Genomic DNA, 19,153 nt, shown 5'->3' with positions numbered 1-19,153 from the left:
GCCCTCACCGTGGCGACCGGCCACCCAGAGCTGGTCGCCACCGGTGAGGACCCGCCCGGCTCGGGTCCGCGCCCTCGATGCCCCGGCCAGCAGGCTCGCCGCGGCCATGCTGCGGTTCATGCCGGTCAGACGCCTGCTCGGCGGCAGCGGTTCCCACGCTGGCGTGAAGAACGTCGTCGCCGCCGGCCGAGCCATCCGCGTGATCCCCGCATGCGTGAAGAACGTCGCCGCCTCCCTCCGGATCCGCGTCACGCGAGAAGTGCCGCGACCTCGGGTCAGGCGCCGATCGGGGTCAGCACGTCGAGGCCGAGGTACGGCTGCAGCGCGGCGGGCACCGCAACAGAGCCGTCGGCCTGCTGGTGGTTCTCGAGGATCGCCACGATCCAGCGAGTCGTCGCGAGCGTGCCGTTGAGGGTGGCGACGGTGCGCGTACCGGAGCCCTCGACAGCGCGTTCCCGGATGTTCAACCGGCGGGCCTGGTAGGTGGTGCAGTTCGACGTCGAGGTCAGCTCGCGGTAGCGATCCTGCGTCGGCACCCACGCCTCGCAGTCGAACTTGCGCGCGGCCGGGCCGCCGAGGTCGCCGGCCGCGGTGTCGATGATCCGGTAGGGCAGCTCGACCTTGGCGAGCATCTCCTTCTCCCAGGCGAGCAGCCGCTGGTGCTCGGCCTCGGAATCCTCGACGCGGCAGTAGCTGAACATCTCGACCTTGTGGAACTGGTGCACTCGGATGATGCCGCGGGTGTCCTTGCCGTGCGACCCGGCCTCCCGGCGGTAGCAGGCCGACCACCCGGCATACCGCTTGGGACCGGCGGAGAGGTCGATGATCTCGTCGGCGTGGTAGCCCGCGAGCGCGACCTCGGAGGTCCCGGTGAGGTACAGGTCGTCCGCCTCGAGGTGGTAGACCTCGTCCGCGTGCGCGTCGAGGAACCCGGCGCCGACCATCGCATCAGGCTTGACCAAGGTGGGCGTGATCATCGGCGTGAACCCGGCCGAAACGGCTTGGGCCACCGCCAGGCTCAGCAGGGCCAGCTCGAGCCGCGCTCCGACGCCGGTCAGGTAGTAGAACCGGGCACCGGACACCTTGGCCCCGCGCTCCATGTCGATCGCCCCGAGCAGCTCACCGAGCTCGAGGTGGTCACGCGGCTGGAAGCCCTCGGCCGCGAAGTCCCGGGGCGAGCCGATCGTCTCGAGCACCGCGTAGTCGTCCTCGCCGCCGCTCGGAATGCCCTCGATGACGAGGTTGGGCAGCTGCCGCAGGAGTCGGCCCAGCTCGGCGTCCGCCTCATCGGCCGCCGCCTCCAGCTCCTTGACCCGGTCGGACAGCTCGCCGGCCGACGCCCGCGCCTTGTCCGCCTCACCGGTCAGCCGCTGCACCTCGTCCTCCGACGCACCGGCCTTGCGCGCCTTGGCGAGCGCCCCCATCGCCTGGCCGACGCTCTTGCTGACCGACTTCTGCTCGGCCCGCAGCCGCTCGAACTCCGCCAGGGAGGACCGGCGCCGCTCGTCCGCCGCCAGGATCGCGTCGACGATCCCCTCGTCCTCACCTCGGGCGCGCTGTGACGCGCGGGCCCGCTCGGGGTCCTCGCGCAGAGTCCGTATGTCGATCACGCACCCGAGCCTATCGGCGCACCGTGGCGGCCCCGACAGTGACGAGCGTGGAGCAGGGGCACCGGGAAAGTCGGCTGAAGTCGGCCTCGGCGCGCGGGTCGGGTACGGTCGTGCCGTGCTCGATACGTCCACCGGAGTCGTCGTCATGATCGCCCTGGCGGTGCTCATCGCCCTGACGCTGGCCATCATCGCCGCCTTCGCCATGAACCCCCCGACCAAGACGCCGACCCACGAAGTGGCCGAGCGGCAGCGCGCGCGGGCGGCTCGTCAGGCCCGGGCGGCGGCGCTCGAGGCGCAGCGCGAGCGGGAGCAGCGCGAGCCCGCCGGACGGCACCGCGAGCTGGCCAGCGAGGGCGGCGAGAGCGGCCGCGGCTGAGCCCGCGCCACTTCCCGGAGCCGGTCGCGGGGAGGCCGGCTCCCGTGACGTCCCGCGGACGTTCCGTTGACACGGGCGAGACGCAGGCTGGTCGGGTAGCGTCGTCCTGTGCTCGATACGTCCACCGGGGTTCTGGTCATGATCGCGCTGGCGATCCTGATCCTGCTGTTCGTGGGAGCCATCGCCGTCTTCTCCGGGGACCCGCCGAACAAGACCTCGACGCACGAGGCCGGCGAGCGCCTTCGTGCCCCGCGAGCCAGACCGCCACGAGCCTACTTCCAGCAGGGGCAGACCGAGCAGATCGAAGGGGCAGTGCCACTCAAGCGGGCGGCGATCATCGTCAACCCCACCAAGTTCGAGGACGTGGCGGCGACCCGGCGGCACGTCACCGCCGTGTGCACCCGCGCCGGCTGGGACGCGCCGCTGTGGCTGGAGACCACCAAGGAGGACACCGGCTACGGGCAGGGCAAGCAGGCGCTCGAGGCGGGCGTCGACCTGGTCTGCTCCCTCGGGGGTGACGGCACCACCCGCTCGGTGGCCAGCGCGCTGGTCGGCAGCACCACCCCGCTAGGCCTGCTGCCCGGTGGCACGGGCAACCTGCTGGCCCGCAACCTGGGCGTGCCGTATGACGAGCTGGACCAGGCGCTGCGCGCCGCCATGGGGGGACAGAACCTGCGGGTGGACGTCGGCCGGCTCACGGTGAACCGCTCCGGGGAGCACCAGCGCCCCGAGGAGCACATCTTCCTCGTCATGGCCGGCGTCGGCTTCGACGCGGACATCATGGCCGACGCCCCCGAGCAGCTGAAGGCACGCGTCGGGTGGCTCGCCTACGGCGTCTCGGGGGTGAAGCACCTCAAGGGCGCACAGTTCACCGCCCGCGTGCGGATCGACGACAAGCCGGAGTTCACCCGCAAGGCCCGCACCATCCTGATCGGCAACTGCGGCAGGCTGACCGGCGGGCTGGTGCTGTTGCCGCAGGCCAAGGTCAACGACGGCTGGCTGGACAGCGTGATCCTTTCCCCGGAGGGCTTGCCGGGGTGGGTGGCGGTCGCGATGCGGGTGATCGCCCGCCGCCCCCGGGGCCACGAGCGGGTGGACCACCACCGGATCAAGGAGATCGCGATCCGCACCAACGGTCCCGAGGAGGTGCAGCTCGACGGCGACACGATCGGCCGGGCGCGCGCCATCTCCGCGCGGATCGAGCCGAAGGCGCTGACGGTGCGGGTGCCGGCCGAGGTCCTGGCCGCGCCCAGCCCGTCGGGGCGCCGGGAGTCAGTCGGTCACTGACCCACGATCACCGGGGCGGGCGGACCGCCAGCGACACGAGCACCGGACCGGAGCGGCGCATCGACGGGCCCGACGCGCCGCACCCGGCGCCGCCGTCGGCGGTCCCGGACGCACAGCTCCCGCACCCGCCGTCGGGGCAGCCGACGGTGAGTTCCTTGGCGTCCATCCGCCCGAGGCGCACGAGCTGGTCGACGGCCGTGCGCACCACGTCGGCGCTGAGCCCGGTCCGCCCGGCGACCTGGTCGACGGACGTGGCACCGGCCGCGAACGCGTCCAGGACCGCCCGGCTGGGGCTGGCGCTCACAGCAGCAACCTGAGCGACTGGAAGATCACGACCGCCAGGCTCCACGCCACGGTCAGCTGCAGCACCAGCCCGAAGGCCGTCCACCGCAGCCCGATCTCGCGTCGCTGGGTGGCGAGCGTCGCCACGCAGGGGGTGTAGGCGAGCAGGAAGACGAGGAACGCCCAGACCGCGGCAGTGGCGTGGCCCCCGGAGGACTGCTCGAAGGCCTGGCGGATCTCGCTGCCGAGGTTGCCCGGGTGACGGGACGCGGCCGGCTGCTGCACGGCATACGTCTGGGCCCAGGAGGAGATGACGGCCTCCTTGGCGACGAAGCCGACGGTGAGGGCGCCGGTGGTCTGCCACTGGCCGAAGCCGGCCGGGTCGAAGACGGGGCTGACCGCGCGGGTCGTCGTGGCGTAGAGGCTGTCCTGCACCGGCACGTGCCCGAAGTCCTGGCCGCTGGAGACGGGGATCGCCTGCAGCAGCCAGACGCAGGTCACGGCGGCCACGATGATGCCGCTGGCGGTGCGCAGGAAGCCCTTGAGCCGCACCCAGGTGACGATTGCGGTGAGCCGGGCGGTCGGGCGCTGGTAGGGCGGCAGGTCCAGGATCAGCGGCTCGGCACCCATCGTCCGCCACAGCGTCGAGCGCAGCGCGAGGCCGATCAGGACGACGAGGGCGATCGAGATGAGGTACATCCCGAAGACGACCGTCCCGGCGTGCCGCGGGAAGAAGGTGGTCGCCATGAGGACGTAGACGGTGAGCCGGGCGCTGCACGAGGTAAAGGGGATGAGCAGCGCGGTGAGGATCCGCTGGCGCGCGTGCGGCAGGATCCGGGTGGCGCTGATCGCGGGCACGTTGCAGCCGAAGCCCACGACCAGCGGCAGGAACGCCCGGCCCGGCAGGCCGATGGCGCGCATCATCCGGTCGGTGACGACGGCGGCCCGGGCGAGGTAGCCGGAGTCCTCGAGCAGGGCGAGCATCAGGAACATCAGCGCCATGAGCGGCACGAAGGTCAGCAGCATCCCGACACCGGCCACCAGGCCGTTGAGGACGAAGCCGCTGACGAACGTGTCGCCGAGGCCGATCGCCGACAGGGCGGCGGACGCCCCTGAGGTGACCGGGCCGGAGAAGAGCCAGTCGAGCCCGTCCTGCATCGGCGCGGCCACCGTGGTGGTCACCTGGAAGACGGCCCACATCGCGGCGAGGAAGATCAGCGGTCCGCTGACCCGGCCGGTGGCGAACCGGTCCACGCGGTCACTCCACGACTGCCGGTCCTCGCCGGTATGCCGGACGCCGGCCTGCACGGCCGCGTCCACCCACGCGAAGCGCTCGTCGAGCACCGCGAGCTCGTCGTCCGCGTCGCCACGCTCGGTGGCCGAGCCACCCGCAGCGACGGCCAGCGGTCGCGGCGCGGGCCGCGGCTCCTCCAGCGCGGCGGCGACGGCCGCTCCGAGCTGCTGCCCGCCGGAGCGGCGGCGGGGGTCGAGCGGTACGACCGGGCAGCCGAGCTGCTGCCGCAGCCGGTCGGGGTCGACGTCCAGCCCGCGGCGGGAGGCCACGTCGGTCATGGTCAGCGCGACGACGAGCCGCAGGTCGTGCTCGCGGAGCTGGGCGACGAGGTAGAGGCTGCGGGTGAGGTGGGCGGCGTCGGCGGTGACGACGACGAGGTCGGGCTGCTCCTCGTGCGGCACGTCGAGCAACAGCGCCCGGGTCAGCGCCTCGTCGGGGGAGGCGGGGTCGAGGCTGTACGCACCCGGCAGGTCGACCAGGTCGACCGGCCGGCCCTCCGGCAGCCGCCAGGCCCCGCGGCCGACCTCCACGGTCGTGCCGGGCCAGTTGCCGACGGTGCGGCGGGCACCGGTGAGCGCGTTGAACAGCGTGGTCTTGCCGACGTTCGGGGCGCCGACGAGGGCGACGACCGCCGCACCGGCGGGCGCGGGCGACCCTCCCCCGCCGGAGTGGCAGGAGGGGACGGTGCTGGTGTCGAGGTGGACGGCCGTCATCCGGCGGCGCCCACCGGCTCGACGGTCAGCAGGCGCAAGGTGTCGCGGTCGAGCGCGATGCGGGAGCCGTCGACCGAGACCACGCGGCCCCCTCCCGGGGTGCGCCGCAGGGCGACCATCCGGCACCCGGCCCGGACCCCGAGCTCGGCCAGCCGGCGGACCACTCGCGGGTCACCGTTGGCCCCCACGACGCGCACCTCGTGGCGCAGGGCGCTGGCCTCCAACGTCGACGACATGCCAGCGAGGATAGGGCTTCTTAGGTAAGCCTTGCCAAATCGAGAGCCATTCCAGATGGCAATGGAGTCGATCAGCCCGCCGGGATCAGCCCGCCGGGATCAGCCCGCCGGGATCAGCCTGCCGGGATCAGCCCACCGGGATCACGTAGGAGTCGCCGCGCCGCTCGAACCCGAGCCGGGCGTAGTACGGCTCCACCATCCCCGGCGGCGTGAGCACGGTGTGGAAGCCGCGCGCCCGGAACAGTCCGCTGCGCCGGTAGACGAACTCCCCGGGCGCGAAGTCGCGGTAGCGCGGGGTGACGTAGTCCAGCTCCGCCTGCGCCACGCCCTGTCCGGCGTCGCGCAGGAGCACGACGCCCACCGCCTCGTCGTCGCGCAGGACGAGGAACGCGGCGTGTCCCGGTGCCGCGCCGTCCCACACGAACCCGGGCTGGAACGCCTCGATGTCAGCGGCGTGGACCCGCAGCACGTGCCGGAGGTACTCATCGAGCGGCCCCACCTCCAGCACGGTGAAGGCGTGGCTGTCGTGGCGCTCCAGCAGCAGCCGCCGCATGAACCAGAAGTCGAGCAGCCCCACGGCGGTGAAGACGCCGACCATCGGCCAGACGTGGGTCCAGGCGCCGTAGAACACGAGGGCCGCGCACGCGAGGAGGTGCAGCACGCGGAAGCGCAGCAGTCGCGACTGCAGCAGGGAGACGACCACCAAGGCGGAGCCGGCCCATCCCAGAGCCTCCAGCCACGCCATGCCCGCAGGCTAGCGGTGCGTCCCGCGCGCGTCATTCGCCCCGCAGCGACCGCAGCCAGTAGCGGGCGGCGATGAAGTCGTCGTCGGACGTGCCGGCGCGCACCGGCGTGGGGCGGGCGTCGGCGCGCGGGTAGGAGCCGAGGAACACCACCCGGCGGCACACCCGGTGCAGCCCGGTCAGGGCCTCCCCGAGCCGCTCGTCGGCGACGTGTCCCTCGCAGTCGAGGGAGAAGCAGTACGACCCCAGGCCCTCACCGGTCGGCCGGGACTCGATCCGCGTGAGGTTGATCCCCCGGGTCGCGAACTGCTCGAGCAGGTCGAGCAGCCCGCCGGGCCGGTCCTCGCGCTGGTGCAGCACGACGGTGGTCTTGTCCGCCCCCGTCGGCTGCGGCAGCCGCCCCCGCCGGGCGACGAGGACGAACCGGGTGACCGCCCCGGCGTTGTCCTCGATCTGCTCGGCCAGGATGCGCAGCCCGTGGTCCCGGGCCGCTCCCGGGGAGCAGACACAGGCCTCGTATGCCGGGAGCTCACCCGCCGCGGACCCGTCCCCCGCCGTCGCCCCCGCGGCACCTGGGGGCCGCGCCCCCGCCGCGACCGCGGCGGCGGCAGCCGCCGTGGAGGAGGCCCGGACGTGCTCCGCGGCCGGCAGGTGCTCGGTCATCCAGCCGCGGACCTGGGCCCAGGCGTGCGGGTGGGTGCCGACCGCGCGGATGCCGGCGATCGGCATACCGGAGCCGTCGCCGGAGCCGTCGACCGGTGCGGCGGCGAGCACGAAGGTGATGGGCACGAGCTGCTCCGCGATGATCGCGAGCTGCTCGCCGGAGGACAGCGCGTCGAGGGTCGCGGTGACGCCGCCCTCGACGGAGTTCTCGATGGGCACCATGGCGGCCGCGACGTCACCCCGGCGCACCGCCTCCAGCGCGATGTCGACCGACGGGAAGGGCACCAGCTCCTCGCGCCCCACCGCGGCGGGGTCGCTGGCGGCCACCGCGGCCAGCCGGTCCCGCAACGCGGTCTCGGTGAACGTGCCGGACGGGCCGAGGAAGCCGTAGCGGGTGGGGCTGCGGGTCACGTCCGTCATCAACGGTCCTCACGGGTGGCGGCCGGCGACGCGGCGGTGGGGCTGGCGGGCACAGCCTGAGGGTATGCCGTCCCGCACGCGCCCGTGCGTGCTGCCCGCGCCGGGCCGGCGCCGCCCGGCCGATAGTCTGGCGCGGATATGAGCCTCGCCCACCTCGTCACCGCATTCGTGACCATCTTCGCGGTCGAGTTGCCGGACAAGACCTTCGTGGCGACGCTCGTGCTGGCCACCCGCTACCGCGCGCTCATGGTCTGGATCGGCGTGGCGACGGCCTTCCTCGTGCAGACCGCCGTCGCCACCACCGCCGGAGGGTTCATCGCGAACCTGCCCCGCACCCCCGTCGAGATCGTCGCCGGACTGCTCTTCCTCATCGGCGGCATCATCCTCATCGCCGGGGCCGGGAAGGCCGACGCGGAGGCCGCCGAGGAGGAGCAGGAGGTCGCGAGCAAGGCGCGCCCCGGCATGCACGGGCTGCGGGCGATCGGGGCGAGCTTCCTCGTGCTGTTCGTCGCCGAGTGGGGCGACCTGTCCCAGCTGCTCACCGCGGCCCTGGTCGTGCGCACCCACGACCCGCTGAGCATCGGGGTCGGCGCGTTCGTCGCCCTCGCGGTGGTGTCCGGACTCGCGGCGGTGCTGGGGCGCACGCTGCTCAAGCGGGTCCACCTGTCGACGATCCGCCGGGTCGGCGGGGTCGTGTGCCTGCTGCTCGCGCTCGTGACGCTGCTGCAGATCCTCGGCGTGAACCTGCCGTTCTGACCACGTCCTAGCCTTGCCCGGTGAGGACGGGCCGGCTGCTGCGCAGCCTCGGCGGCGTGGCGCTGCTGGTGGCGCTGGTCGTCGGCACCTTCTGGCTCGGGCCGGCGATGGACCGCTCGCTGCCGAGCGCCGCACCGTCCGCTGCTCGTGCCACTCCTGCTGCTGAGGCGGTCGGTCCCACCATCGTGGTCGGCACGGGCGCCGGGCTCACCTGGTCGGACGTGGGCCCGCGCGCGACCCCGCACCTGTGGTCGCTGCTGGCCCACGGCGGATCCGGTGCCCTCGTGGTCCGGTCGGTGCACGCCACCACCTGCCCGCTGGACGGGTGGCTCGGGTTGTCCGCCGGGGTGCGCGCCTCGGCCACACCCGGTGGCGCCGGCGTGGTTCCGGGCTGTGTGCCGGTGCCCCAGCCACGGACGAGTGCGTCGGGCGCAGGCAACGCGTCGGGGACCCCGGTCGGCGGGGCCACGGTCCCTGGGTGGTCCCCTTGGCGCGCCCTCGCCCGGCACCGGCTGATGGACGCCCGCCCCGGTCTGCTCGCGGACACCCTGCAGGCACACGGCCGCTGCGTGCAGGCGATCGGGCCAGGGGCCGCGGTCGCGGCGGCGGACAGCCGCGGCCACGTGGCGCGCTACGCGCCGTGGACCTCCTCCGGAACGCTGCCGCTGCGGCGCTGCCCGGTCACCGTGGTCGACGTCGGCTCGCCCCGGCGAGGAGACGGCGCGCCGGACCTGCGCGCCGTGGACCGGCGGGTCGGCCGGGTCCTGGCGCAGGCGCCGCCCGATGCGGACGTCATCGTCGCCGCCCTCAGCGACCGCGGTCAGCGGTCCCGGCTCCGGCTCCTCGCCGTGCGTGCGGCGAATCCGGCGACGGGAGGAGCGACCGGCGGCCGGGCGGGTGGTGCGGTGCTGGGCGCTGCACCACCGACACGGGCAGGCCATGGTCGAACGGGAGGCGGGCTGCTCTGGTCGGGCTCGACCCGGCAGCTCGGCCTGGTCCAGTCCGCCGACGTCACGGCTACGGTCCTCGCCCGCGCCGGGATTGCGCTGCCCGACGGCGTCGCGGGCGCTCCACTCCGGCTCGCCCCCCACGCCGATCTAGGGACTTCCCCGCCGATCTCGGGAGATTCCGCGCGGAAAGTCCCGAGATCGGCGGGAGACTCCCTAGATCGGCATGGGCGTCTCGACACGCTGCGCGGGCTCGGCCGGGCGGCCGCGCTCGTGAGCCCGCTCGTGCCGCCGTTCTTCGTCGGCGTGGTGCTGCTGCAGCTGCTCGGCTACGGGTCGGCGTGGTGGTGCTGGCGGCGAGCGATGCCCCGAGGCACCGCCGCAGCGCCACGGAACCTGGCGGCGACCACTGCCACCCGCCGGCGGGTGGCAGGTCTGGTGCGGGTGGGCGCGACGGCGGCGGCCGGCATACCGGTGGCGACCTACCTCGCGCAGGCCCTGCCGTGGTGGGATGCACCCCGCCCGGCTGCGGCCCTCATCGCAGCCGTGGCGGCGTTCGTCCTCTCCCTGGCCGTGGCCGCGTTCGCCGGCTTCGGGTGGCACCGCACCGGGCCGGTCACCGCGGTCGTCGTGAGCACCGTCGTCGTGCTGGGAGTCGATGCCCTGACCGGTTCCCGGCTCGTGCTGTCGTCGCTGCTGGGCGTGCAACCGCTCGTCGGCGGGCGCTTCTACGGGATCGGCAACGTGGCGTTCGCGGTGCTCGCGACCTCCGCGCTGCTGGCGGCTGCGCTCCTCGCTGCGCCGTGGACGGCCCGCGGGCGTCGTGTCACCGCGGTCGTCCTCACCCTGATCGTCGGCCTGGCCGCCGTCGCGGTCGACGGATCGCCATGGTGGGGCAGCGATCTCGGCGGCGTCGCCGCCCTCCTCCCCGCGGTGCTGGTCCTCGCCGCAGGCGCCTCCGGTCTCCGCTGGACGCCGGCTCGGACCGTCGGCGCGGGCGCCGTGACCGTCCTCGCGCTGGCCGCCGTCCTGGTCGCGGACTGGCTCCGGCCCCCGGCGGCCCGGACGCATCTGGGCCGGTTCGTCGAGGCGCTGGCCCACGGCCACGCCGGGGACATCGTGCTGCGCAAGCTCGAGCAGAACCTCGCCGTCCTGCTGACAGCCCCGCTGGCGCTGCTCGTGCCGGCCGGACTTGCTGTAGCGGTGTGGGTGCTGGCGCGTCCCGGCAGCCGCGCCGGCCGGCCGCTGGCCCGGCTGGCGCGACGCGTGCCCCTGCTGCGCCCGGCCCTGTGGGCGGTGGCGGTCTGCCTCGTCCTCGGGTTCGCGGCCAACGACACCGGCGCGGCCATCCCACCGGTCAGCACGCTCGTGCTCCTGCCGACCCTGGTCGCGCTGGCGGCCGGCACGGCCACGTTGTCAGAAGGGGCCACCGCAAGGGAACCGGGAGCAGACCCGGCCGGAGTGGGTGGCGCCGAGTCCGCCGCGCGCGAACCCGACCACACCGGCGCCGGCCGAGCGCTGCTCAGCGCCGACGACGCGCCAGCAGCGAAGCGAGCCGCGACCTGAGCCTGCGGCGCAGGCGCCGACGGAAGGCGAGGGACCGGCCATACTCCTCGGCGTGCCGGTCGGCGTCCTGCTGCTGCTCCGCGAGGAACGACGTCACGCCCTCCGGGTTGCGCGCACGCACCCAGTTGCCGCCGCCCCCACCTGTCGGAAAGCTCACGCGCGACCTCCTTCAGCGGATCACCCCAGCCTACTGCGCAGCGAGGTCCGCTGACGGCCGCGTGCGTCGAAGTTCGCCGGGTCCAGCCAGGCCCGCAGCGCGGCGGACACGGCCGGCCAGTCGCCGTCGGTGACCGCGTACCACGCGGTGTCCCGGTTGCGCCCCTTGACCACGCGCGCCTGGCGGAAGGTGCCCTCGTAGGAGAAGCCGAGACGCGCGGCGGCGGACCGGGAGGCGGCGTTGAGCGCATCGCACTTCCACTCGTAGCGCCGATAGCCGAGGTCCTCGAAGACGTGGCGCATCAGCAGGTACTGCGCCTCCGTCGCCCCCCGCCGCCGCTGCAGCGCCGGCGAGTAGTGCACGTGCCCCACCTCGATCGTGCCGTGGTCGGGCTCGACGTTCAGGTAGCTCGCCACGCCGACCGCGCGCCCGTGGGTCCGTGTGCGGACGCGAGAGTGGTCCGTGTCGACGGCGTCGACGGCGGCTTCGACGGCGCCGGTGTCGACGTCATCGGGGTCGACGTCATCCGTGTCGATGATCGCGTAGAAGCACGGGTCCGCCCGGCCCGCGACCCCCTCCAGCCACCGCCGGTATGCCGTGCGGTCGCCGAACGGCCCGTAGGGCAGGTAGGTCCAGCTCTCCCCGCGCGCATCGGCCCGGTCGGCGGCGAAGAGGTCCTCGCCGTGGCGGGCCGGATCCAGTCGCTCCAGCCGCACGTAGTCACCGGACAGGACGGGGGCGCTCGGCGCCCGCCGCGGCGACCAGCCCGTCACGTGCGGTCCCACCGGCTGCCCGAGTTCATTGACCTCCACGCGCCCAGTATCGAGTGCGCTCCCCCGGGCACGGCCTCGGCCTGCCCGCCACACGTCGAGCCGCCCGGGGAGCTCAACGCCTCGACCGCTCACCCCTCAGCGCGGAGCCTCACCGGACCGTGGCTCACCCGACCGTGGCTCACCCGAACGCCGTCCCGCCGAATGCCCGTCACCCGACCGGCGTTCGCGCAGCCGACGGCTGGCGAGTGCGAGCCACACGTCACGGTACTGCGCGGCCCGGTGCGCGCGACCGCGCCAGTCCGCCCCGGTGGCGCGGTGCCGCAGGTCGCAGGGCACCTCCACCACGCGCAGCCCGCGCAGGAGCACGTCGATGGTGAGTCCGACCTCCACGCCCCAGCCACGCGCCAGCGGCGCCGCGCACTCGTAGGCCTCCCGGGTGAGGCAGCGGATGCCGGACAGCGGCTGGCGAGGGTCCCAGCCCGTCATACCCCGTATGCCGTCGCGCGCGAGCTGCACGCCGAGGCCGAGGCCGGCGGCACCCTCCTGGGGCGGGAGCACGGCGATGGCCAGGTCCGCGGCGGCGTCCCGGATCGGGGCGAGCAGCGGCGCGACGCCGACCGCACTGTCCCCGAGGTCGCCGTCGGCGAAGAGCAGGGTGCCCGGTGGCGTGCCCGGCAGGTCGCGCACGACGGCGACACCGGTCATGAGCGCCGCGGCCTTGCCGCGGTGGCGGGGGTGCACTGACACGAGCGCGCCTGCGCCGCGGGCGAGTTCGGCCGTCGCATCGGAGCTGCTGTCGTCGACCACGACGACCACTTCGACGCCGTCGACCCGGCGCAGCGCCGCCACGGTGTCGGCGATGCGCTCGGCCTCGTTGCGCGCAGGGACGACGGCGGCGACGGCTTGGCTGCTCGGCATCGCGAGTGCTCCCCTGCTCGTTCCCGCGGCCGGGCTAGCGGAGGGTGACCTGGCGGCTGAGGATGCCGTTGCGGGCGCGGCGCTCCTCGGGCGTCAGGGCCTCGTCGCTGGCGTACGCCTCCTCGAAACGCTTGGCGAACGTCGCCATCGGCTCCTCGTAGGCGTCTGCCTCCTTGGCCGGGTCGAGGTCCCACACCGGGACCAGCAGCCCGCAGGCCCGGAACGCCCCGAGCAGGCGGGAGCCGTCGGACAGCGCGCTGGCACCGGCCCCGTGCAGCCGCGCGAGCGCGTCGGTCGCGGGGTCCTCAGCGTGCGGCAGCACCCACCGGATGTGGGTGCGGTCGCCGATGCGGCACCAGTAGGCGGAGGCGACGGACGCGAGCCTCGTGGTGGGCACCGCTGCGGCGTTGGCCCGCTCGAGCGAGGCGCGGCCGTCCGCATCGAGGTCGGCGTCCTCGGCCACCCAGAAGTCGAACCCCTGGTGCACCTGCAGCTCGAACGGCCGGCTCGTGTCGAGCAGGTCCTGCAGGCGCGGCGTGCCGGCGGTCGGGGCTGGGACGGTCGTGGCCGGCATACCGGCCTCGGAGGACGCGACCGTCAGGAGCACCTGGGCCACGTCGCGGCTGGCGTCACCGCTGCTGTTGCCCGACTGCAGCGCCACCAGCAGCTCGCCGTCGCCGCGGTGCAGCCCGGGCCAGGCGAGCGGGAGGACGCTGACGACCGTGGCGTCGCGCGGTTCCCCGTCCGGCGGGGTGAAGCGGATGCTCGCCGTGCCGGCCGGCACGACCTCCCGCAGCGCGACCCACTCGGTCTCGTCGGGCAGCCCCTCGAACGGGCGCGCGACGAACGGGGCTGGGAGGGACTGCGGGTCCCGCTGCCGACTCTCCCCCTGCCCGTTGGCGGTCTGCTGCCTCACCTTGCGACGGCGCGATGCCTTGCCCATGGGGTTGACCCTAACCGTGGACGGTATGCCGACCCGCGCCGGCACGGCGCGCAGTCACCGGTGCGGTGCGGCCGGGCGCGGAGCCTCGGGCTCAGGCGCGACGGCGCGAGGGGCCGCCGAGCGCCGCCCAGACGGTGCAGCCCTGCTTGTCGTCGACGACGCCCCACTCGTGGGCGATGCTGCGCACGATGCGCAGGCCACGGCCGGCGGGGGTCCACGTGGAGCGCGGCAGCGGCTGGGGGGTGGTGGTCCCGCCGCCGTCGGTGACCTCGACCTCGACCAGACCGTCCTTGACCTTCCAGTGCACCCGGACGGTGCCGTCGCTGAGCGGGCGGGCGTGCCGCAGCGCGTTCGCGACGAGCTCGGAGACGACGATCTCGGCCTCGTCGACGATCTGCGGGTCGATGCCGCGGGCCTGCAGGTCCTCGACGATGGTGCGCCGGGCCAGCGGCACGGAGGCACGTTCGGCGGGCAGGCGAACGGTCCGGACCCGGCCCTCGCCCGGGCGGTTCGCAGCGTTGGTCATGGCGGCAGCAGGCTAATGGACGTCCCCGTCGAGTCCAATGTGGCGCCGCACGAAGGCGGGGCGGTTGGTGATGATCGCGTCCACCCCCATGCGCATGCAGCGGTCGATGTCCTCCGGCTCGTCGGCGGTGTAGACGTAGACCTCCTGCCCGCGGTCGTGGTGCCGGCGCACGAGATCGGGGTAGCGCGGCAGGATCGTGGTACTCACCCCGGCAATCCGCACCCCCTTGGGCAGCAGGCCGTCCCGGAAGCGCAGCGGCACGGTGTCCTCCATGAGGAAGACGACCGGCAGGTGCGGGCACAGCTTGCGCATCCGCTGGGTCGCCAGTTGGGAGAACGACATCACGCAGACCTCTGGCCGGCCCGGCTGCGGCGGCCCGTCCAGCTCGAACGCGCGCAGCACGGTGGCGAGGGTGCGCTCGACCTGGCCGCGGTAGCGGTTCGGGTGCTTGGTCTCGATCGCGAGTCCCACCTCGCGGTCGCAGGAGGTGACGGTGGTGAGCAGCCGGCGCAGGGTGAGCAGCCGGTTGCGGTCCTGGTCGGGCATCTCCGCGTCGTCGGGGTGCCGTTCCTTCCACGACCCCCAGTCGAGCCCCTCGAGGGTGGCCAGCTCAAGGGCGGAGACGACCCCGCGACCGTTGGAGGTGCGGTTGACCCGCCGGTCGTGGACGCACACCAGGTGCAGGTCGGCGGTGAGCCGGACGTCGCACTCGACGGCGTCGGCGCCCTCCTCGATCGCCCGTCGGTAGGCGCTCAGCGTGTGCTCCGGCTCATCCCGACTCGCCCCTCGGTGGGCGATGACCCGGGGCATCTGCCGGTGCATGTGCTCCTCTCGGCGCGCTGAGCGCATCAGGTCAGGCACACCACGATCGTGCCACCTTCAACAAAGGGGTGCTCAGGCACCACGCCGACACTGCCCAACCCGCAGGTGCAGACCACGGCGCAGCCTCTAGGCTCAGGGCCATTGGCAGGGTGCGAGACGGAGGACCGACCCGCTCGCACGAGAGGACGACAGCGACGGTGGAGGTGACGTCGTGAACGCGCACCGGGGCACGGACGAGGTGCTGTTCACTCGTCAGGGCCGGCTCGGACGGATCCGGCTCAACCGACCCCGCGCGCTCAACGCCCTCACCGAGCACATGGTCCTCGCCATGCTGGCCCAGCTCGAGGAGTGGACCCACGACGACCGGGTCAACGCCGTGGCCATCGACGGCCTGGGCGAGCGCGGCCTGTGCGCCGGTGGCGACATCCGGGCCGTCCGCCAGGCCCTGATGACCGGGGACGGCGAGGCCGCCCTGCGCTTCTGGGACGACGAGTACCGCCTCAACGCGCTCCTGCACGGCTGGTCCAAACCGGTCGTCTCGGTGATGGACGGGGTCGTGATGGGCGGCGGCGTGGGCATCTCCGCCTACGCCGACCTGCGGCTCGCCACCGAGCGGTCCCAGGTCGCGATGCCCGAGGTGCGCATCGGCTTCTTCCCCGACGTCGGGGCGCGGTGGCTGCTGGCCCGGGCCCCGGGCGAGCTCGGGACCCACTTGGCCCTCACCGGCGCGACGGCGACCGGGGCCGACGCGGTCCTGTGCGGGCTGGCGGACCTCGTCGTCGACAGCAGCCGCGTCGGCGACGTCCTCGCCCACCTGGCCGACGGCGCGGACCTGGACGCCGCGGCCGAGGCCGCCCTGGCGCACCCTCCGACCGATGCGGCCGCCCGGGTGGCTCCGCTCGCCGAGCAGCGGGCCTGGATCGACGAGTGCTACGCCGGTGATGACGCGGTGGCGATCGTCGAGCGGCTGCACGCAAGTCCGGTGGAGGAGGCCCGTGCGGCCGCCCGCACGATCGAGAGCCGCTCGCCGCTGTCGGTGGCCGTCACCTTGGCCGGCCTGCGGCGCGCCGCCGGTATGCCGACCCTCGAGCAGGTGCTCGACGACGACCGGGCGCTGGGCCGGGCGTTCGTGCGGGGCACGTCGGACGGCGGCGAGCCGGCCGGCGCGGACTTCGTCGAGGGCGTCCGGGCGCTGCTGGTCGACAAGGACCACGCGCCACGCTGGCGGTACTCCTCCCTGGCCGAGGTGGACCCGGCCGAGGTCAAGTCGCTGTTCAACGCCTGACGGTGCTCGATCGCGCCGTCTACTTGAATCTAGCGAACGCTCGAGACACACCGATAGAGCGTGATCGTCCTCTAGCGGCGCGCCGGCTCGGCGGCCAGCTCGTCGAGCAGCTCGCCGACCACGGTGGCGTCGTGGAACGGCACGTCACCGTCCGGGAGGTGCTGCACCCGCTCGTGTCCCTTGCCGGCGACCACGACGACGTCGCCGGGCCGTGCCCGCTCCAACGCCGCCCGGATGGCCGCCCGCCGGTCGAGCACCACGATGGTGTCGGCCGGATCCGCGCCGGCCATCACCTGCCCGGCGATGGCCGCCGGGTCCTCGGTGTAGGCGTCGTCGGTGGTGATGATGTTGACGTCGGCCAGCCGCGAGGCCACCTCCCCCATCAGCGGGCGCTTCGCCGGGTCCCGGTCCCCCGCCGCGCCGTAGACGCAGATCACCCGGCCGGCCCCGCTCCCGTCGTGCGCCTCCGCCGTGGTCCGCGCGACGCCCAGAACCAGCTCCAGCCCGACGTCGGTGTGCGCGTAGTCGACGATCACCTCGACGCCGCGGGCCCGCGCAGCCGAGTGCGCCACCCGCTCGAAACGGCCTGGCACCTGCGGCATCTCGGCCACCGCCGCGGCCACCACGTCCGGTGACACACCGAGCTCCAACGCCAGCGCCGCCGCACCCGTGGTGTTGAACACGTTGTAGTCCCCGAGGAGGGGAGTGTGCAGCGGGAGGCTCGTGCCGGCATACCGCAGAGTGAACCGGGTGCCGCTGCGCGTCGCCCGCACGTCGGCGATGCGGAAGTCCGAGTCCTCTTGGCAGCCAAAGGTCTTCACGCCCGGGACCTCACCGGCCAAGCGACGGCCCCAGGGGTCGTCGCCGTTGCTCAGCTTCGGACCGACCGCCCAGTGGAAGAGCTCGCGCTTGGCCTCGTAGTACGCCTCCATCGTGCCGTGCAGGTCGAGGTGGTCACGCGTGAGGTTGGTGAAGAGGGCGCTGGAGTAGTGCGTCCCCGCAACGCGTTTCAGCGCGATGCCGTGCGAGGACGTCTCCAGCACCACCTGCCGTATGCCGTGTGCCTCCATCCGCGCCAACGTCGCCTGCACGTGCGGGGCCTCACCGGTCGTGCGGACCGACTGCTGCCGCTCGTCACCGATGACGACCTCGGCGGTGGTCAGCAGGCCGACCCGGTCCGTGCCGTGCGCGGCGCACAGGATGGCGTGCAGGGCATAGGACGTGGTCGTCTTGCCGTTCGTACCGGTGATGCCGTGCACCTGCATCCGGGACGAGGGGTCGCCCCACACCGCGCAGGCCAGGGTCGCGAGTGCCGCCCGCGCGTCCGGCACCACCGCCGTGGGCACGCCGGGGACGTCGCGCTCGGCGACCACGAGGTCGGCGCCGGCCGCCACCGCCTGGGGGACGAACTCGACCCCGTCGCGCTGGAAGCCGGGCACCGCGACGAAGGCCCAGCCCGGCTCCACCGCGCGCGAGTCGTGCGTCACCCCGCGGACCGCTGCGACCTCCTGGGGCACCGGCGCACCGAGCAGTTCGGTGAGGCGGTCGCGGTCGAGCGGGTGCGGGGAGGGCTGGATCACGCGGTCAGTGTAGGTGTCGCCCCACGGCTCGGGGGTGGGACACGACGGAGCCCCGGGCCCCCTGCGGGGACCCGGGGCGCTGCCGTGCGGGGAGGGCTCGGGCAGTCCCCAGCGAGGGTCTTCAGGCCAGGGTGAGGAAGAGCTTCTCCATCGCGTCCCGGTCCTCCTGGCTGACCCCCTCCGGGTTGGAGAGGCAGTCCTTGAGACCGGAGGACACGATGGCGAAGCCGGCCCGGTCCAGGGCCCGGCTGGCCGCGGCCAGCTGGGTCACCACGTCCTTGCAGTCGCGGCCCTCCTCGATGAGGCGGATCACGCCACCGATCTGGCCCTGGGCGCGGCGCAGCCGGTTGATGACCGGCGCCATCTCGTCACGGTTCAGCGTCACCATCGCGGGATCCTCCTGTTCCGCACCACGGTCGACCCGGCCACGGCCGGGCGCTACGGATCCGTGCCGGGGCGGCCGCCGCGGCACGCGAAAAGGTCAGGCGGACTTCACCTGGGCGCGGACCTCATCCATGTCGAGGTCACGGACGGCGGTGATGACCTGCTCCAGCGCCGGAGCCGGCAGGGCACCGGCCTGGTTGAAGACCAGGATGCCGTCACGGAAGGCCATCAGCGTCGGGATCGAGGAGATCTGGGCGGCCGCGGCGAGCTGCTGCTCGGCCTCGGTGTCCACCTTGCCGAACACGATGTCGGAGTGCTGCTCGGACGCCTCGTCGTAGACCGGCGCGAACATGCGACACGGCCCGCACCACGAGGCCCAGAAGTCCACGAGGACGATGCCGTCGCCGGTGATGGTCTTCTCGAAGTTGTCGGCGGTCAGGGTCTGGGTGGCCACGAAGGGCTCCTTCCAGCGGGGGAAATACCTGTCGGGGTATTCAGCGCCCCACGCCGCGGAATCATTCCCACGGTGGCGCTCTGGGCGCACGCTCCCGACCGGACCACCCGGTGCACCAGACCCGATCTCGGGGATCATGTGCGACTCGACCGACCGCGGCCGCACACCAGACCCGAACTCGGGGATCGTGTGCGACTCGACCGACCGCGGCCGCACACCAGACCCGAACTCGGGGATCGCGCACGCCCCGACCAGACCCGCTCAGGCGCCGTGGCCGGCGGACAGGTCGCCCAGGTCGGTCAGCGTCAGGCCCGGCGCCGAGCCGTTCGCCTCGACCAGCACCGGCTCGAGCAGGAACCCCACGTGGTCACCGAACGGGACCTGCTCCAGCACCTCCCCGACCAGGACCCTGGGGCAG

General features: G+C 73.8%; 20 protein-coding genes. 5 read left to right on the top strand and 15 right to left on the bottom strand.

Annotated elements, in window-relative coordinates:
• Window positions 1-275 precede the first annotated feature (275 nt).
• Window positions 276-1,610 (bottom strand): serine--tRNA ligase, encoded by a 1,335-nt coding sequence (gene serS / locus VFL99_RS16760; RefSeq protein WP_325107500.1) that lies wholly within the window; start codon window positions 1,608-1,610, stop codon window positions 276-278.
• Window positions 1,611-1,725: 115 nt separating this feature from the next.
• Here serS and VFL99_RS16755 point away from each other — a divergent pair, with 115 nt between their 5' ends.
• Together VFL99_RS16755 and VFL99_RS16750 are read left to right on the top strand one after the other, a co-directional pair.
• Window positions 1,726-1,986, top strand: a complete 261-nt coding sequence (locus VFL99_RS16755; RefSeq protein WP_325107499.1) for a hypothetical protein — start codon at window positions 1,726-1,728, stop codon at window positions 1,984-1,986.
• Between the two features lie 108 nt (window positions 1,987-2,094).
• A complete protein-coding gene (locus tag VFL99_RS16750) occupies window positions 2,095-3,273 on the top strand; it encodes a diacylglycerol/lipid kinase family protein (RefSeq protein WP_325107498.1) in 1,179 nt (392 codons plus the stop codon).
• Between the two features lie 7 nt (window positions 3,274-3,280).
• On the opposite strand, the gene VFL99_RS16745 is transcribed toward VFL99_RS16750, so the two are convergent.
• The 5 genes from VFL99_RS16745 to VFL99_RS16725 form a co-directional block, all read right to left on the bottom strand.
• Window positions 3,281-3,577 (bottom strand): DprA-like winged helix domain-containing protein, encoded by a 297-nt coding sequence (locus VFL99_RS16745; protein ID WP_325107497.1) that lies wholly within the window; start codon window positions 3,575-3,577, stop codon window positions 3,281-3,283.
• Window positions 3,574-5,562, bottom strand: a complete 1,989-nt coding sequence (feoB, locus tag VFL99_RS16740; protein WP_325107495.1) for a ferrous iron transport protein B — start codon at window positions 5,560-5,562, stop codon at window positions 3,574-3,576. Before feoB ends, VFL99_RS16745 begins: the two co-directional genes overlap by 4 nt.
• The gene (locus tag VFL99_RS16735; RefSeq protein ID WP_325107494.1) at window positions 5,559-5,798 is read right to left on the bottom strand and encodes a FeoA family protein; all 240 of its coding nucleotides are present in this window, start codon (window positions 5,796-5,798) and stop codon (window positions 5,559-5,561) included. Before VFL99_RS16735 ends, feoB begins: the two co-directional genes overlap by 4 nt.
• 127 nt (window positions 5,799-5,925) lie before the next feature.
• Entirely contained in the window at window positions 5,926-6,543 is a 618-nt protein-coding gene (locus VFL99_RS16730) for a hypothetical protein (RefSeq protein ID WP_325107493.1), read from the bottom strand.
• 31 nt (window positions 6,544-6,574) lie between these two features.
• Window positions 6,575-7,624 carry a prephenate dehydratase gene (locus tag VFL99_RS16725; RefSeq protein WP_325107492.1) on the bottom strand — a complete coding sequence of 350 codons (1,050 nt, stop codon included), beginning with the start codon at window positions 7,622-7,624 and terminating at the stop codon, window positions 6,575-6,577.
• A 138-nt stretch (window positions 7,625-7,762) separates the two neighbouring features.
• Between VFL99_RS16725 and VFL99_RS16720 the strand changes: the two genes are divergently transcribed.
• Together VFL99_RS16720 and VFL99_RS16715 are read left to right on the top strand one after the other, a co-directional pair.
• Window positions 7,763-8,380: a TMEM165/GDT1 family protein gene (locus tag VFL99_RS16720; protein ID WP_325107491.1), complete on the top strand. Its 618-nt coding sequence runs from the start codon at window positions 7,763-7,765 to the stop codon at window positions 8,378-8,380.
• Between the two features lie 20 nt (window positions 8,381-8,400).
• Complete coding sequence (locus VFL99_RS16715; protein WP_325107490.1) at window positions 8,401-10,893, top strand: thioesterase domain-containing protein; 2,493 nt, start codon at window positions 8,401-8,403, stop codon at window positions 10,891-10,893.
• Here the strand turns inward: VFL99_RS16715 and VFL99_RS16710 are convergent.
• The 6 genes from VFL99_RS16710 to VFL99_RS16685 form a co-directional block, all read right to left on the bottom strand.
• Complete coding sequence (locus VFL99_RS16710; RefSeq protein WP_325107489.1) at window positions 10,850-11,050, bottom strand: hypothetical protein; 201 nt, start codon at window positions 11,048-11,050, stop codon at window positions 10,850-10,852. The two genes, VFL99_RS16715 and VFL99_RS16710, sit on opposite strands and share 44 nt — an antisense overlap.
• Before the next feature lie 20 nt (window positions 11,051-11,070).
• A complete protein-coding gene (locus VFL99_RS16705) occupies window positions 11,071-11,862 on the bottom strand; it encodes a GNAT family N-acetyltransferase (RefSeq protein WP_325107488.1) in 792 nt (263 codons plus the stop codon).
• Window positions 11,863-11,958: 96 nt separating this feature from the next.
• Window positions 11,959-12,741, bottom strand: coding sequence for a glycosyltransferase (locus tag VFL99_RS16700; protein ID WP_325107487.1), 783 nt, complete (start codon window positions 12,739-12,741; stop codon window positions 11,959-11,961).
• 34 nt (window positions 12,742-12,775) lie between these two features.
• Window positions 12,776-13,684, bottom strand: coding sequence for a DUF5926 family protein (locus VFL99_RS16695; protein ID WP_325107486.1), 909 nt, complete (start codon window positions 13,682-13,684; stop codon window positions 12,776-12,778).
• 91 nt (window positions 13,685-13,775) lie between these two features.
• Window positions 13,776-14,210: an ATP-binding protein gene (locus tag VFL99_RS16690; RefSeq protein WP_325107485.1), complete on the bottom strand. Its 435-nt coding sequence runs from the start codon at window positions 14,208-14,210 to the stop codon at window positions 13,776-13,778.
• Between the two features lie 12 nt (window positions 14,211-14,222).
• A complete protein-coding gene (locus VFL99_RS16685; RefSeq protein WP_325107484.1) occupies window positions 14,223-15,071 on the bottom strand; it encodes a glycerophosphodiester phosphodiesterase in 849 nt (282 codons plus the stop codon).
• Window positions 15,072-15,243: 172 nt separating this feature from the next.
• Between VFL99_RS16685 and VFL99_RS16680 the strand changes: the two genes are divergently transcribed.
• Entirely contained in the window at window positions 15,244-16,317 is a 1,074-nt protein-coding gene (locus VFL99_RS16680; protein WP_325107483.1) for a 3-hydroxyisobutyryl-CoA hydrolase, read from the top strand.
• 71 nt (window positions 16,318-16,388) lie between these two features.
• Here the strand turns inward: VFL99_RS16680 and VFL99_RS16675 are convergent, their stop codons facing one another.
• The 3 genes from VFL99_RS16675 to trxA form a co-directional block, all read right to left on the bottom strand.
• Window positions 16,389-17,897 (bottom strand): UDP-N-acetylmuramoyl-L-alanyl-D-glutamate--2,6-diaminopimelate ligase, encoded by a 1,509-nt coding sequence (locus VFL99_RS16675; protein WP_325107482.1) that lies wholly within the window; start codon window positions 17,895-17,897, stop codon window positions 16,389-16,391.
• A gap of 121 nt (window positions 17,898-18,018) precedes the next feature.
• Window positions 18,019-18,282 carry a metal-sensitive transcriptional regulator gene (locus VFL99_RS16670; RefSeq protein ID WP_325107509.1) on the bottom strand — a complete coding sequence of 88 codons (264 nt, stop codon included), beginning with the start codon at window positions 18,280-18,282 and terminating at the stop codon, window positions 18,019-18,021.
• Window positions 18,283-18,378: 96 nt separating this feature from the next.
• On the bottom strand, window positions 18,379-18,735 hold the full coding sequence (gene trxA, locus VFL99_RS16665) for a thioredoxin (protein WP_325107481.1): 357 nt from the start codon (window positions 18,733-18,735) through the stop codon (window positions 18,379-18,381).
• Window positions 18,736-19,153: the final 418 nt, after the last annotated feature.

It is taken from the genome of Segeticoccus sp., from assembly GCF_035708005.1.
The sequence above is the reverse complement of the archived record's forward strand: the minus strand, read 5'-3'. Positions and strand labels throughout refer to the sequence as shown.

Coding starts and splice junctions, on each gene's coding strand:
- VFL99_RS16690 (WP_325107485.1), bottom strand. CDS start 14,210: ATGACCAACGCTGCGAACCGCCCGGGCGAGGGCCGGGTCCGGACCGTT.
- feoB (WP_325107495.1), bottom strand. CDS start 5,562: ATGACGGCCGTCCACCTCGACACCAGCACCGTCCCCTCCTGCCACTCC.
- VFL99_RS16695 (WP_325107486.1), bottom strand. CDS start 13,684: ATGGGCAAGGCATCGCGCCGTCGCAAGGTGAGGCAGCAGACCGCCAAC.
- VFL99_RS16700 (WP_325107487.1), bottom strand. CDS start 12,741: ATGCCGAGCAGCCAAGCCGTCGCCGCCGTCGTCCCTGCGCGCAACGAG.
- VFL99_RS16730 (WP_325107493.1), bottom strand. CDS start 6,543: ATGGCGTGGCTGGAGGCTCTGGGATGGGCCGGCTCCGCCTTGGTGGTC.
- VFL99_RS16735 (WP_325107494.1), bottom strand. CDS start 5,798: ATGTCGTCGACGTTGGAGGCCAGCGCCCTGCGCCACGAGGTGCGCGTC.
- VFL99_RS16725 (WP_325107492.1), bottom strand. CDS start 7,624: ATGACGGACGTGACCCGCAGCCCCACCCGCTACGGCTTCCTCGGCCCG.
- VFL99_RS16720 (WP_325107491.1), top strand. CDS start 7,763: ATGAGCCTCGCCCACCTCGTCACCGCATTCGTGACCATCTTCGCGGTC.